This is a genomic window from Streptomyces calvus, from assembly GCF_006782915.1.
Classification (GTDB): domain Bacteria; phylum Actinomycetota; class Actinomycetes; order Streptomycetales; family Streptomycetaceae; genus Streptomyces; species Streptomyces calvus.
In genome coordinates this window covers 1-14,110 of sequence record NZ_VCNP01000010.1, presented here as the reverse complement: position 1 = coordinate 14,110, position 14,110 = coordinate 1, and the positions used below count along the sequence as shown (strand labels likewise).

The window sequence follows — 14,110 nt, the reverse complement described above, 5'->3', positions numbered from 1 at the left end:
CGGACCGCCACCCGGGGCACGGAAACGCAGGTGAAAGGCACTGCGAAAGCTTGGTATGGTTGTCCATGTCGCCGCGGGGAACACCCCGCCAAGGCGGCGAACACCTTGTCCGGGTGGCGGAATGGCAGACGCGCTAGCTTGAGGTGCTAGTGCCCTTTATCGGGCGTGGGGGTTCAAGTCCCCCCTCGGACACTCACCGCAGTGGTACGGAAACCGGGCTTCGACTTCACCGTCGAGGCCCTTTTCGTATGCCCAGGTCCACAGCCCGCCTCCGAGCCCCAGGCCCAGCTCCCGCCTCCGCGCCCCGGGCCCGCCGCCCGCCTCCAAGCCTCGGGCCCGCCGCCCGCCTCCGAGCCCCGGGCCCGCCGCCCGCCTCCGCGTCCGGTCACCGGTCAACGTTCGCGGGACGCACCGCGGCCCCTTCCCCGAGTGAGGGAAAGGGGCCGCCATGGGACGCCGGACGGTTCAGGAAGACGCCTTCGCGGTCGCGCTCTCGTCCGCGCCGGAGCCGTCCGCGGTCTCGCCCTCGTCGAGCGCGACGCCCTTCGTCTCCTTGCCGAGCAGCAGCGCGACCAGGGTCAGCAGCGCCATCGCCGACAGATAGACACCGACCAGCCACGGCGAGCCGTCGCCGGCCTCCCACAGGGCCACCGCGATGAACGGGGCGACGGCCGCGCCGAGGATCGAGCTGACGTTGTACGAGATGCCGGAGCCCGTGTAGCGCACGCTCGTCGGGAAGAGCTCCGGCAGCAGCGCGCCCATCGGGCCGAAGGTCATGCCCATCAGCGTGAAGCCGAGCACCAGCCACAGCACCACGCCCAGCGTGCCCAGACCGATCAGCGGCACCCACACCAGACCGAAGACCAGGATGCCGGCGGTGACCAGGATCAGCGTGCCGCGCCGGCCGTACTTGTCGGCGAGCGGACCGGAGACCAGCGTGAACACGGCGAAGAACAGCACACCGAAGATCATCATCAGGACGAAGGTGGTGTAGCTGTACCCGAGGCCCGGCACGGCGGCGTCCTCGGGCGTCCGGCCGTAGCTCAGCGAGAACGTCGTCATCAGGTAGAACAGCACGTACGTCGCCAGCATGAAGAAGGTGCCGAGGACCAGCTGCTTCCAGTGGCTGCGGAAGACGGTGGCCAGCGGCAGCTTCCGCACCAGACCGGCCTCGCGGGTCTTGGCGAAGACCGTCGACTCGACCAGGCGCATCCGCACCCACAGGCCGATCGCCACCATCACCGCGGAGAACAGGAACGGCACCCGCCAGCCCCAGTCCAGGAAGGCCTGCGAGGGCTGCGACGGGTCGGCGCCCGCCGCGGACGGCAGCAGCGCGCCGATGAGCAGGAACAGGCCGTTGCCGATGATGAAGCCGAGCGGCGCGCCCAGCTGCGGGAAGGTGCCGTACAGGGCCCGCTTGTCGCTCGGCGCGTTCTCGGTGGCGACCAGGGCCGCGCCGCTCCACTCGCCGCCGAGCGCGAAGCCCTGCGCCAGCCGCATCAGCACCAGCAGCGCGGTGGCGATCCAGCCGGCCTGCTCGTAGGTGGGCAGCACGCCGATGAGGAACGTGGCGATGCCCATGGTGAGGAGCGAGGCGACCAGCGTGCCCTTGCGTCCGAGCCGGTCGCCGAGGTGTCCGAAGACGACGGCGCCGATCGGCCGGGCCACCATCGCGGCGCCGAACACCGCGAAGGACGACAGCAGCGCCGTGGTCGGGTCGCTGCTCGGGAAGAAGAGCGTGGGGAAGACCAGGACCGCGGCGGTGGCGTAGATGTAGAAGTCGTAGAACTCGATCGTCGTGCCGATGAGGCTCGCGATGAGCACGCGGGACCGCGAGTTGACGGGTGCCGGGGCCGGGCTGGTGGTTGGTGCGGGCATTTCACGGTCTTTCCGGGGGAGAACGGTCGCCGACGGCGGGCGCCGACGGCCCGCGAGGCGCCACGCGTCCCACTCAGGAGAGGCCGCGCGAACGGTGCGGGCACCCAGACGATCTCAAACATCTCAATTCTCAGGAACTCCATCCCACAATGTGAGAAGAGGGTGGAGGGTCTCGCGCAGGCACGTGGCCTCAGAAAATGCCTGGCTCCGACCTCCGGCCCGCGCCTACACTCGGCGACCAGCAGCAGCGCGGCCCGCCAGTCGGCCGCGCCTTCGAGACCAGTGGGGGGAGTCGGACCGTGCGTGACCACGCCGCCGTCGCCGCTCCCCGGACCCGGTCCGCACGCTCCGAGGTGATCCTGGTGTCCCGGGCCGTCCGGTGCCCGCTGCGCGGCCGGCACCGGATGCCCACGACGCACGCCTGATAACCCGATCCCGCACCCCCTGCAGGGCAGGGGCGTGCGCCGTCGTGCGCCGGGGAAATCGCGCCGCCCTTCTCCACACCTTCCGAAAGGCCACGGGCCATGCGCGCCAACCCGCTTGCCACCGTCCGCAACCTCGGCATCCTCGCCCACGTCGACGCCGGCAAGACCACCGTCACCGAGCGGATCCTGTACGCCACCGGCACCACGCACAAGCGCGGCGAGGTGCACGACGGCACCACCGTCACCGACTACGACCCGCAGGAACGCGACCGGGGCATCACCATCTTCGCCGCCGCCGTCAGCTGCTCCTGGAACGGCCACCGCGTCAACCTCATCGACACGCCCGGCCACGTCGACTTCGCCGACGAGGTGGAGCGCTCCCTGCGCGTCCTCGACGGCGCCGTCGCCGTGTTCGACGCGGTCGCCGGGGTGGAACCGCAGAGCGAGTCGGTGTGGCGGCAGGCCGACCGGCACGGCGTACCGCGCATCGCGTTCGTCAACAAGATGGACCGGGCCGGCGCCGACCTGGACGCCGCCGTCGCCTCCGTCCGCGAACGGCTGCACCCCGCGCCGCTGGCGGTGCAGTTGCCGATCGGCGCGCAGGACACCTTCACCGGCGTCGTCGACCTCGTCCGCATGCGCGCCCTGACCTGGAGCGACGCGGGCGAGGCCGCCGACCCGGCACCGGTGCCGGACGCCCTGCGCGAGGAGGCTGCACGGCGGCGCCGGATGCTGGAGGAGTCCGTCGCCGAACTCCACCCGGGCGCCCTGGAGGAGTTCTGCGACACCGGCTCGCTCGGCGACGCCACGCTCGGCTCCGCCCTGCGGGACCTGACCCGCGGTGGTGACGCCGTCGTCGTCCTGTGCGGCTCCGCCTACCGCAACCGCGGCATCGAGCCACTGCTGGACGCCGTGCTCGCCTACCTGCCCTCGCCGCTCGACGTGCCGCCGGTGCGCGGCACCCGCGACGACGGCAGCGAGCAGGAACGGGCCGCCGACCCGGCGGCACCGCTGACCGCGCTCGCCTTCAAGGTGAACGCCACACCGACCGGGCGCCTGACCTACCTCCGCATCTACTCCGGCACGATCGAGAAGGGAGACACCGTGTGGGACGCGACCGGGCGGCGCGCCGAGCGCATCGGCCGCATCCTGCGGGTCCGGGCCGACCGGCACGCCCCGCTGGACCGCGCGACCGCCGGGGACATCGTCGCCGTGGTCGGACTGAAGTCCGCCCGCGCCGGCGCCACCCTGTGCGCACCGGACGCCCCGCTGCTCCTGGAACCCCCGGGTGCCGCCGAACCGGTCGTCTCCGTCGCGGTCGAGGCACTGAAGGGCACCGACACCGGGCGTCTGGCGGCGGCGCTGGCACGGCTCGCCGAGGAGGACCCCTCACTGGTCGTGCGCACCGACGCCGAGACCGGTCAGACGGTGCTGTCCGGCATGGGCGAGCTGCACCTGGAGGTCGCGGTGGAGAAGATCCGGCGCGAGCACGCACTGGGCGTCAACGTCGGCCGGCCCCGGGTCAGTCACCGGGAGACCGTCGGCCGCGGTGTGTCCGGCTTCGTGTTCCGGCACGTCAAACAGGACGGCGGCGCGGGCCAGTTCGCGCATGTCGTGCTCGACGTCGAGCCGCTCGCGTCGCCGGAGTCCGGGTTCGAGTTCCGCTCGGTGGTCGTCGGCGGGCGCGTGCCGCAGGAGTACGTCCGCGCGGTCGAGGCCGGCTGCCGGGACGCCCTGGCCGAGGGACCGCTCGGCGGGCATCCGGTGACCGGGCTGCGGGTCACGCTCACCGACGGGTCGACCCACGTAAAGGACTCCTCGGACACCGCCTTCCGCACCGCCGGCCGGCTCGGGCTGCGGGACGCCCTGCGGGCCTGCGCGATGGTGCTGCTGGAGCCGGTCGCCGAGGTCACGGTCACCGTGCCGGAGGACGCGGTGGGCGGCGTGCTCGGCGATCTCGCCGCGCGGCGCGGCCGGGTGACCGGATCGTCCGGGCGGGCGGGCGCGGCGGTCGTCACCGCGACCGTTCCGCTGGCCGAACTGTTCGGCTACGCGACCCGGTTGCGCAGCCGCACCCAGGGCCGCGGCACCTTCACCGCCCGGCCCACCGGCTACGCACCGGCCGCCGCCGAGGTCTGCGCGCGGTGAACCACGGCGGCCCCTCCCGCACTCGGCCGGGAGGGGCCGCCACCGGCACCGCACGGGCACGTCCGGCCGCCGGCGCCGGCCCGACGTGCCCGCGGCACCGTGCTCAGGGGAAGGACACCACCGTGGACGGCACGGTGTCGGTGCCCGACGTGGGCGATCCGGTGTCGTTGATGACGCACTCGTACTGCCCGTTGCCGCTCAGCGACACCACCGACAGGCTGTGGAAGCGCACCCCGTCCCGCTCGGGAGCGGCGAAGCCGTGGTGCTGCACGATGCTCGGGTTGACGTTGTAGTAGCAGTAACTGCCCATGCCCCAGCCCTCGTGGGTGGTGACGTGGTCGCCGACCTTGTAGGCGGCGTAGCCCTTGATCGAGCCGTTCTGGATGGCGGCCTGGTCGGGGGCGTCGTACGCCTTCTCGTTCTGGAAGAAGATCGTGCGGCCCCGCTCGCCGTTCCACTGCACGTCGTACTTGTTGAAGTGCTCGACGAACAGGCCGGTGGCGAGGACGTCGTCGCCGTTGACGACGACGCCGTAGTCGCAGCGGTTGGTCTCCCAGCCGACGCCGTCGCCGTGGTCGGCACGCCAGACCCAGGTGTGGTCGACGATGGTGTGCCGGGCGTTGATCACCATGCTGGTGGTCGCCTTGCCGGGGCCCGCGCCGCCGATCCGGATGAACACGTCCTGCACGGTGACGGGGTTGGCGGAGTGGTCCTTGGCGGCGCCCTCCGGTCCGACCTCCAGCAGCACCGGGGAGTTGACCGGACCGGCGTCGATGAGGAAGGCGGCCAGCCGCACGCCGTCGACGTCGGCGACGCGCAGCGCGGTGACACCGTTGTCGGGGATCAGCGTCGCGTAGCCCAGACCGAGGACGACCGTGTCCGGCCGGTTCACCTCGACCGGCTGGTCGACGTGGTAGATGCCCGGCGTGAGCAGCAGGTTGAGGCCCTGTTCGAGCGCCTGGTTGAGGGTGGCCGCCGAGTCGCCGGGCTTGGCGACGTAGAAGCGGTCCAGCGGCAGGGAGGTGCCGCGCGGGGTGCCGCTGCCCCAGGTGACGCCGCGGGAGTCGGTCCGCAGCGCGGGCAGGAAGACGTGGTACTGGTCGCCGTCGAGGTACAGGAACGGCTTCTCGCGGGAGACCGGCGTCGTCTGGAGGGTGGTGTACGGCGGGTTCGGGAAGCCCTGCGCGGGGGCGCCGTCGACACCGGAGAACACCATGTTCCACACGCCGTTGGTCCAGCCGCCGACCGAGCTGTCGCGGGTGTACCACTGCTGCTGCGAGTACGGGCCGACGGTGCCGTCGACGCGGCTGTCGGCGATGTAGCCGCCGCTCGCCCAGCCGTACCCGTCGGGCGCCAGGTTGAGGCCGCCGCGGACGTGCATCCGGCGGAACGGAGCGGCCTGCGCGACCGCCCAGCGGTTGGTGCCGTTGACCGGCACGAGGGCCAGGTTCTCCGCCGAACGCCAGAAGTTCTGGGTGGCGTTGCCCTCGAACCAGCCGGCGTCGACCGTCACGTCACCGTTGATGGTGGTGTCGTCGGGGGACAGGCCGAGGCCGGAGATGGAGGTGTAGAAGCCGATCTGCGCGTTGAGCCCGTTGTACGTGCCCGGCTTGAACAGCAGTTGGTAGCGGCCGGGGCCGAACTGGGCCGACTCCTGCTGCCGGAAGATCTCGTCCAGCCGGGCCTGGATGTCCGGGGTGGACGGGTCGAAGACGATCACGTTGGGGCCGAGATCACCGCCGGCCTCCAGGCGGCGCGGCTTCTTGCGTCCCGCGGACGGGGCGGCGGAGGCCGTCCCGTGCAGGCCGGCCAGGACCGGGGCGGCCGCGGCGGCACCGAGGAGGGCCCGTCGCCGTACGCCGGAGGGTTCGGGCGTGGCGGAGTTCGTGGGGGAGGTGGGCATGGGGCGGCTCTCTCCTTGTTCGGAACATGAACGCAGTGGGGGTGTGGGAGCGCTCTCTGGATGTGCATGCTTCATCCGTGTGCTGGACACGTCAAGTGTTACGTCAGTTTCACCTGCGACGTCTTCAACAAGTGTGAGCGCGGGGCACCTTGATCCTTGCGCCGGATCCCTTGACACCCTCCCGTACCGAGCTCAACACTCCGTCGGTGGGAGAGCGCTCTCCGAGATGTCCCCCAATCCTCTCAGGAGGTCTCCATGCCACGGAGATCACGAGTTCTGTCCGGCACCCTGATGGCGGTCGCGTTACTGCTGACCCCGGTCGGCGTCGGCACGGTCGCGGCAGGCGCCGACACCGCCACCGCTGCCGCCCCGGCCGCGCACACCGGCCATGCCGCGTCCGCCTCGACCGCCGTGTCGCCCGAGGACCCCGACGGCGACGGCTACATCCCCGCGAACCCCCCGGTCACCGGCGTCACCCCGTCCACGAAGGAGCCGCCGCGCCGCTACTTCCACGAGTTCCAGGCCAACTGCTCCGTCACGCACACCGCGCCCGACGACCCGATCGTGTACCCGCAGCAGCCGGGCGCGTCGCACGACCACACGTTCATGGGCAACACCACGACCGACGCGCACAGCACCACCGCGTCGCTCCGGGCGGGCACCACGACCTGTCTCGCTCCCGGCGACCGGTCGGCGTACTGGATGCCGACCCTGTACGACGGCGACCGGCCGGTGCTGCCGGTGGGCCCGCAGGTCATCTACTACAAGTCCGGCGTCACCGACTACACCAGCGTGCGGCCCTTCCCCGCGGGCCTGCGGTACGTCGTCGGCAGCCCCGTGCAGAGCGCCCAGCAGTTCCGCGACCACCCGGGCTTCGTCGAGGGCTGGGAGTGCGGCGACAGCTTCTTCAACGTCGACTTCCCGGCCGACTGCCCCGAGCGTCCGGACGTCCAGGTCAACATTCGTTTCCAGGCGCCGAGTTGCTGGGACGGCCGCCACCTGGACACACCGGACCACCAGAGCCACATGGCCTACCCGGTGGTCAACCCCGGCACCAACAACGACATCTGCCCGGCGAGCCACCCGGTCGCCCTGCCGATGATCGAGTTCAAGATGGCCTTCCCGGTCAACGGTGACCTCTCCCGGGTACGGCTGGCGAGCGGAGCGAGCTACTCGTTCCACTACGACTTCTTCAACGCCTGGGACGAGCCGACCCTGAAGGCGCTCGTCGACCACTGCATCGTCGGCGGCCTCCAGTGCAACGCGCGCGGCTACGACGAGACCCACCCGGAGGCCGGGGCGGCCCTGAACGAGGACTACGAACTGCCCTGACCCGCCCGCGCATTCGATCACCGATCACCGGCCGCTGATGCCCGACGACCGACGACCGACGACCGGCGACCGGCGACCGATGACCGATGACTGATGGCCGATCACCGGCCACTGACCACCGGCCACTCGTCACCGACCGGCCCGGCCGCCCCTGCCCCGCCCCGGCCGGGCCGCCCCCCACCCCCCACCCGGGAGACCCCCATGAGCCGACCACACCCCCGCGCCCGCGGCATCGCCACCTCCCTGACCGCCGCCCTGCTCACCGCCGGCGCCCTCACCGCCCTGCCCGCCCACGAGGCGGCCGCCGCCGGCAGCACCGTGAAGGTCACCGGCGGACAGGGCGCCTGGCAACTGACCGTCGACGGCAGCCCTTACCAGATCAAGGGCCTCACCTGGGGCCCCTTGGCCGCCGATGCCGAGCGGTACATGCCCGACCTGGCGTCCATGGGCGTCAACACCATCCGCACCTGGGGCACCGACGCGAGCAGCAGACCCCTGTTCGACTCCGCCGCCGCGCACGGCATCAAGGTCATCGCCGGGTTCTGGCTCCAGCCCGGCGGCGGACCCGGCAGTGGCGGCTGCGTGAACTACGTGACGGACACGGCGTACAAGGACCGGATGCTCGCCGAGTTCCCGCGCTGGGTGGAGGAGTACAGGGACCACCCGGGCGTCCTGATGTGGAACGTGGGCAACGAGTCGGTCCTCGGCCTGCAGAACTGCTACAGCGGCGACGAACTCGAGCGGCAGCGCGACGCCTACACCACCTTCGTCAACGACGTCACGAAGAAGATCCACGCCGTCGACCCCGACCACCCGGTCACCTCCACCGACGCCTGGGTCGGCGCCTGGCCCTACTACCGGAAGAACGCCCCCGACCTCGACCTGTACGCCGTCAACGCCTACAACGCCGTCTGCGACGTGCGCGCCGCGTGGGAACAGGGCGGCTACACCAAGCCGTACATCGTCACCGAGTCCGGCCCGGCCGGCGAGTGGGAGGTCCCCGACGACACCAACGGCGTACCGCAGGAACCCACCGACCGGGCCAAGGCCGAGGGCTACACCAAGGCGTGGAACTGCGTCACCGGGCACCGCGGCGTCGCCCTGGGCGCGACCCTGTTCCACTACGGCACCGAGTACGACTTCGGCGGCATCTGGTTCAACCTCCTCCCGGCGGGCCAGAAGCGGCTGTCGTACTACGCCGTGAAGCGGGCGTACGGCGGCGACACCTCCGGCGACAACACGCCACCGGTCGTCTCCGGCTTCGGCGTCGAGGGAGACGCGGGCCGGGTGCAGGCCGGCAAGGACCTGGTGCTCACCGTGCGGGCCACCGACCCCGACGGCGACCCGGTCACCCACGAGGTGCTCGCCAGCAGCAACTACATCGACCAGAGCAAGCAGTTGACCCCGTTGCCGCACACCGACCTGGGCGGCGGACGCCTGAAGGTCACCGCACCCGACCGGCCCGGGGTGTGGAAGCTGTACGTCAAGGCCACCGACGGCCGGGGCAACGTCGGCGTGGAGACCGTCTCCGCCCGCGTCGTGCCGCCCGCCGTGGACGGAACCGACGTCGCCCTGGGCAAGCCGGCCACGGCCTCCTCCTTCCAGGCGAGCCACGGCGACTGCCCCTGCCCCGCCGCCCACGCCGTCGACGGCAACCCGAACACCCGCTGGGCGAGCGACTGGAGCGACCCGCAGTGGCTGCGGATCGACCTCGGCACCCGCACCACGTTCCGGCACGTGCAGCTGCACTGGGAGACGTCGTACGCCAGGGCGTACACCGTGCAGACCTCCGACGACGGGGAGAACTGGCAGACGGTGCGCACGGTCACCGACGGCAACGGCGGCGTCGACGACCTCGAGGTGACGGGCACCGGCCGCTACGTCCGCATCAACGGCACGGCACGCGGCACCGGTTACGGCTACTCGCTGTACGAGGTCGGCGTCTACAGCTGACGCCGCACCGGAACCGGACGAGGACGAGAGAGGATGCGGGTGGGGACGAGCGAGGACGACATCGACCGGCTGCTGGGCACACTGACACCGCGCGCCCGCGCGCTGCTGCTCCACGGCGCCACGACCTGGCGCACCCGCGCCGAACCGGCCGTGGGGCTGCGGGAACTGGTGATGTCCGACGGGCCGGCGGGCGTACGCGGCCAGTCGTGGGACGAACGCAGCACCTCCGTGCTGCTGCCGTGCGCCACCGCGCTCGCCGCCACCTGGGACGAGGCCCTCGTGGAACGCCTCGGTGGCCTCCTCGCCGCCGAGGCACGGCGCAAGGGCGTGCACGTCCTGCTCGCCCCCACCCTCAACCTCCACCGCACCCCGCTGGGCGGCCGGCACTTCGAGTGCTTCTCCGAGGACCCCGAACTGACCGGCCGCATCGGCGCCGCACTGATCCGCGGCATCCAGGCGGGCGGGGTGGCCGCGACCGCCAAGCACTACGTCGCCAACGACTCCGAGACCGACCGGCTCACCGTCGACGTACGCGTCGGCGAACGGGCCCTGCGGGAGGTGTACCTCGCGCCCTTCGAGGCCGCGGTCGCCGCCGGGGTGCGGCTGGTCATGGCCGGCTACAACGCCGTCGACGGCACCACCATGACCGCCAGCGACCTGCTCACCGGCCCGCTGAAGGACGAGTGGGGCTTCGACGGCGTCGTCGTCTCCGACTGGGGCGCCGTGCGCGACACCGTGCCCACCGCGCGCGCGGGGCTGGACCTCGCCATGCCCGGGCCGGACGGCCCCTGGGGCGAGGCCCTCGCCGACGCGGTGGCCGACGGCAGCGTGCCCGGGGCCGCCGTCGACGACAAGGCACGGCGCCTGCTGCGGCTCGCCGCCCGCTGCGGCGCCCTCGGCGACGCACCACCGCCCGCCCCCGTCCCGGCGCGCGCCCGCGACACGCGCGCGCCGGCCCGGCGGGCGGTCGCCGCGGGAGCGGTCCTGCTGAGCAACCGGGACGTGCTGCCCCTGGACCCCGACCGCCTCGGCACGGTCGCCGTGATCGGCGCGCACGCCGCCCGCACCCGCACCCAGGGCGGCGGCAGCGCGGGCGTCTTCCCGCGGCACGAGGTGTCCGTCCTGGACGGCCTCCGGGCCGCGCTGCGCGGCCGGGCCCGCGTCGTCCACGTCCCCGGACCCCGCCCGGACGGCCCGCCGCCCCCACTGGACACCGCACTGTGCACCGACCCGCGCTCCGGCCGGCCCGGAGTGCTGCTGCGCCTGCTGGACGCCACCGGCGCCGAACTGTACGCCGAACACCGCACCACCGGACGCCTGCTGGAGCCCCGCCTGGTGCCCGGTGCCCACACCGTCGAGATCAGCGCCCTGCTGCGCCCGCGCACCGGTGGCCACTGGACGCTCGGCGTCGCCGGTTTCGGACGGATGGGTCTGAGCCTGGACGGGCGCCCGCTCCTGGACGGCGTGTTCCCGCCGGCCACCGACGACCCGGCGGTCGTCCACGTCAACCCGCCCGCCCAGTACGTCACCGCCGGCCTGACGGCCGGCCGCGACACCCTGCTGGTGGCCCGCCGCGAACTGGCGCCCGGCACCGGCCGCGCCACCGTCGTCGGCGCCGCTCCGCCCGCCCCGGACGTCGCCGCGTCGACGGCCGAGGCGGCCCGCGCGGCACGGGCCGCGGACGCGGCGGTCGTGGTGGTCGGCACCACCGAGCACGGTGAGTGCGAGGGACACGACCGCACGGACCTCGCCCTCGGCGACGGCCAGGACGCGCTGGTCCACGCGGTCGCCGCCGCCAACCCGCGCACGGTCGTCGTGGTCAACAGCGGCGGACCCGTCGAGATGCCGTGGCGCGAGGCGGCCGGCGCGGTCCTGCTCGCCTGGTTCCCCGGGCAGGAGGCCGGGGGAGGGATCGCCGACGTGCTCCTCGGCCGCGCCGAACCGGGAGGACGGCTGCCCACCACCTGGCCGGCCGCCCTCGCCGACGCCCCGGTCACCCGCACCCGCCCGGTCGACGGCCGCCTCGTCTACGACGAGGGCCTGCACATCGGCTACCGCGGCTGGCTGCGCGAACACCGCACCCCTGCCTACTGGTTCGGCCACGGACTGGGCTACACGACGTGGAACTACGAGGAGTTGAGCGTCCCGGACGCCACGCGGGCCGGCGAGGACCTGACGGTGTGCGTGCGCGTCCGCAACACCGGTGCGCGGGCGGGCCGGGAGGTCGTCCAGGTGTACCTGGCCCGGCCGCCCGGACCGGTCGACCGCCCCTCGCGATGGCTCGCCGGGTACGCGGCCGTGCACGCCGGGCCGGGGGAGCCGGTGACGGCACGGGTGCGGATCCCGGCGCGGGCACTGCGCCACTGGTCAAAGGAGGAACACGCCTGGCGCACGGATCCGGGGCCCTGCCGGGTGCTGGCCGGACGGTCGGCGGGCGACCTGCCGCTGACGGCGCACGTGGAGGTCGTTCCGGCGCGGTGACGGCCCCGGGCCGACGGCGGGAGAGCGCTCTACCGTGCGGGCGGCCCCGCCGGCTAGGGTGCCGCCATGAGCAGACAGGCCCCGACCCTGGAGGACGTGGCACGGGAGGCCGGCGTCTCGCGGGCCACCGTCTCCAGGGTGGTCAACGGCGTCCGCAACGTGGACCCGGCCATCCAGGACCTGGTCCGCCGCGCCATCGAACGCACCGGCTACGCCCCCAACCAGGCCGCCCGCCAACTGGTCACCCGGCGCACCACGACGGTGGCCCTGGTGGTCTCCGGCGCGGGGGACGGCAGTGAGGCGGGCGACGGGAGCGGGGCGGCAGCCGGCAGTGGGGTGGGAGCCGGCGGTGGGGCGGGGGACGGGCGTTGGGCGGTCGGCGAGGCGCCGGTCGGAGAGGCGGGAGACGGAGAGACGGCGGTCGCGAGGCCGGTCGGGGGTTCGACGGCCGGGCGTGCGGTGGAGGGGCCGCGGCGGGACCGGGAGCAGCCGGGCGGTGACCGGCCGGACCCGGAGCAGCCGGCCAGGGACCGTGCGAACCGGGAGCAGATCGCCTTCGCCACGCGCGTGTTCGCGGACCCGTTCTTCGGCCGCGTGGTCGGCGGCGTCGTCGGCCACCTGCGGCCGCGCTCCATGCACCCGGTGCTGATGTTCGCCGAGACCCCCGAGGCCCGGCAGGAGGTCGTGACGTACCTGCGGCAGGGCGGTGCGGACGGTGCGCTCGTCGTGTCCACCCACCCCGACGACCCGCTGCCCGCGCTGCTCGCCGAGGCCCGGCTGCCGGCGGTGCTGTTCGCCCGGCCCGGCCGTCCGGTGCCGCTGAGCCACGTCGACCTCGCCCACCGCGAGGGCGGCCGGCTCGCCGCCGAGCACCTGCTGGCGCGCGGCTGCCGCCGGATCGTCACCGTCGCCGGTCCGCTCGCCGTCACCGCGAGCCAGGAACGCCTGGCCGGATTCCGGGACACCCTGGCCCGGCACGGCATCGCCCACGTGCCGGTGGCCGAGGGTGGCTTCACGGCCGACAGCGGCATCACGGCGATGGCGTCCCTGCTCGCCGAACACCCCTATCTGGACGGCGTGTTCACCGCCAACGACCTGATGGCGCAGGGTGCGGTCCAGGCGCTGCGCGAGCACGGCCGCCGGGTGCCGCAGGACGTGGCGGTCGTCGGCTTCGACGACTCCAGCGTGGCCGTCACCTGCCGACCCCGCCTGACCACCGTCCGGCAGCCGGTGGAGGACATGGCGGCCACCATGTGTGCCCTCCTCGACGACCACATCAGAGGCAGGCTGAGCGAGCCCGCGTCGGTGATCTTCGATCCGGAGCTGGTGGTCCGGGACTCCGCGTAGCCCGCCGTCGCCTCCGGTCCGGGTGGTGACGGCGGGCCGGACCTCCTCCGCTCGGCACCCGCGACAGCACGAACTCCGCGACCGGGCCGGGTTCGAGGGCGGTCGTGTCGACGACCTCGGCCTCACGGCGCAGCCACGGCAGCGCCCGCTCGTACGCGTCGAGGTGGTCGAGCCGCCACTGCCGGGCGGCGACACTCTCCGGCTCGACGTCGGTCCGGATGCGCCGGACGAGGGTGTCCCGGTCGGTGTGCAGGAGGAAGTGGTGCACCGGGATGCCCGCGGCCGTCAGACCCGTGCGGATCTCCCGCCAGTACTCCTCGACCAGCACGGTCTGCGTCACCACCAGGGTCCCGCCCACGTACGCGAGCACCTGGCGGGCGCTCTCCACGACCAGCCCGCGCCACGGCGGGAAGTCCTGGAAGTCCCGCTCCGGCACGCCGAGGACGTGCCAGAGCATCTCGCCCACCTTCTCCGCGTCGAACAGCCGGGCACCGGGCAGCCGGGCCGTCAGCTCCCGTGCGGTGGTGGTCTTGCCGGCGCCGAACGTCCCGTTCAGCCAGATGATCACTCGCCGTGCCCTCTCGTCGTCGCTCCCGTCCCCGCCATCCTGCCGCCGAGCGCCGCCCCCCACGCCCGGCCCGGC

The 14,110-nt window shown here is 73.3% G+C and carries 8 protein-coding genes, 1 tRNA gene and 1 pseudogene; 7 read left to right on the top strand and 3 right to left on the bottom strand.

The genetic code is table 11. The annotated features are described in order from the left end of the window. The first annotated feature begins 107 nt into the window (after nucleotides 1-107). Nucleotides 108-192: transfer RNA gene (locus FGW31_RS04360), tRNA-Leu, on the top strand. A 273-nt stretch (nucleotides 193-465) separates the two neighbouring features. Here FGW31_RS04360 and FGW31_RS04355 read toward each other — a convergent pair. Next, nucleotides 466-1,878 carry an MFS transporter gene (locus tag FGW31_RS04355; protein ID WP_142191996.1) on the bottom strand — a complete coding sequence of 471 codons (1,413 nt, stop codon included), beginning with the start codon at nucleotides 1,876-1,878 and terminating at the stop codon, nucleotides 466-468. 299 nt (nucleotides 1,879-2,177) lie between these two features. Between FGW31_RS04355 and FGW31_RS35915 the strand changes: the two genes are divergently transcribed. After that, complete coding sequence (locus FGW31_RS35915; protein ID WP_259396323.1) at nucleotides 2,178-2,303, top strand: hypothetical protein; 126 nt, start codon at nucleotides 2,178-2,180, stop codon at nucleotides 2,301-2,303. Nucleotides 2,304-2,402: 99 nt separating this feature from the next. Beyond that, the gene (gene fusA / locus FGW31_RS04350) at nucleotides 2,403-4,451 is read left to right on the top strand and encodes an elongation factor G (RefSeq protein WP_142191995.1); all 2,049 of its coding nucleotides are present in this window, start codon (nucleotides 2,403-2,405) and stop codon (nucleotides 4,449-4,451) included. Between the two features lie 103 nt (nucleotides 4,452-4,554). Here fusA and FGW31_RS04345 read toward each other — a convergent pair whose 3' ends face one another. After that, the gene (locus FGW31_RS04345; protein WP_142191994.1) at nucleotides 4,555-6,354 is read right to left on the bottom strand and encodes a coagulation factor 5/8 type domain-containing protein; all 1,800 of its coding nucleotides are present in this window, start codon (nucleotides 6,352-6,354) and stop codon (nucleotides 4,555-4,557) included. A 255-nt stretch (nucleotides 6,355-6,609) separates the two neighbouring features. Between FGW31_RS04345 and FGW31_RS04340 the strand changes: the two genes are divergently transcribed. The 4 genes from FGW31_RS04340 (at nucleotide 6,610) to FGW31_RS04325 (ending at nucleotide 13,467) form a co-directional block, all read left to right on the top strand. Then, complete coding sequence (locus FGW31_RS04340; protein ID WP_142191993.1) at nucleotides 6,610-7,686, top strand: DUF1996 domain-containing protein; 1,077 nt, start codon at nucleotides 6,610-6,612, stop codon at nucleotides 7,684-7,686. A 201-nt stretch (nucleotides 7,687-7,887) separates the two neighbouring features. Beyond that, entirely contained in the window at nucleotides 7,888-9,639 is a 1,752-nt protein-coding gene (locus FGW31_RS04335; protein ID WP_142191992.1) for a discoidin domain-containing protein, read from the top strand. A 33-nt stretch (nucleotides 9,640-9,672) separates the two neighbouring features. After that, entirely contained in the window at nucleotides 9,673-12,120 is a 2,448-nt protein-coding gene (locus tag FGW31_RS04330) for a glycoside hydrolase family 3 C-terminal domain-containing protein (RefSeq protein ID WP_182674458.1), read from the top strand. Between the two features lie 66 nt (nucleotides 12,121-12,186). Next, entirely contained in the window at nucleotides 12,187-13,467 is a 1,281-nt protein-coding gene (locus FGW31_RS04325; RefSeq protein WP_142191990.1) for a LacI family DNA-binding transcriptional regulator, read from the top strand. 46 nt (nucleotides 13,468-13,513) lie between these two features. Here FGW31_RS04325 and FGW31_RS04320 read toward each other — a convergent pair. Then, a pseudogene (locus FGW31_RS04320) lies at nucleotides 13,514-14,035 on the bottom strand (AAA family ATPase); the annotation flags it as partial. Nucleotides 14,036-14,110 lie beyond the last annotated feature (75 nt).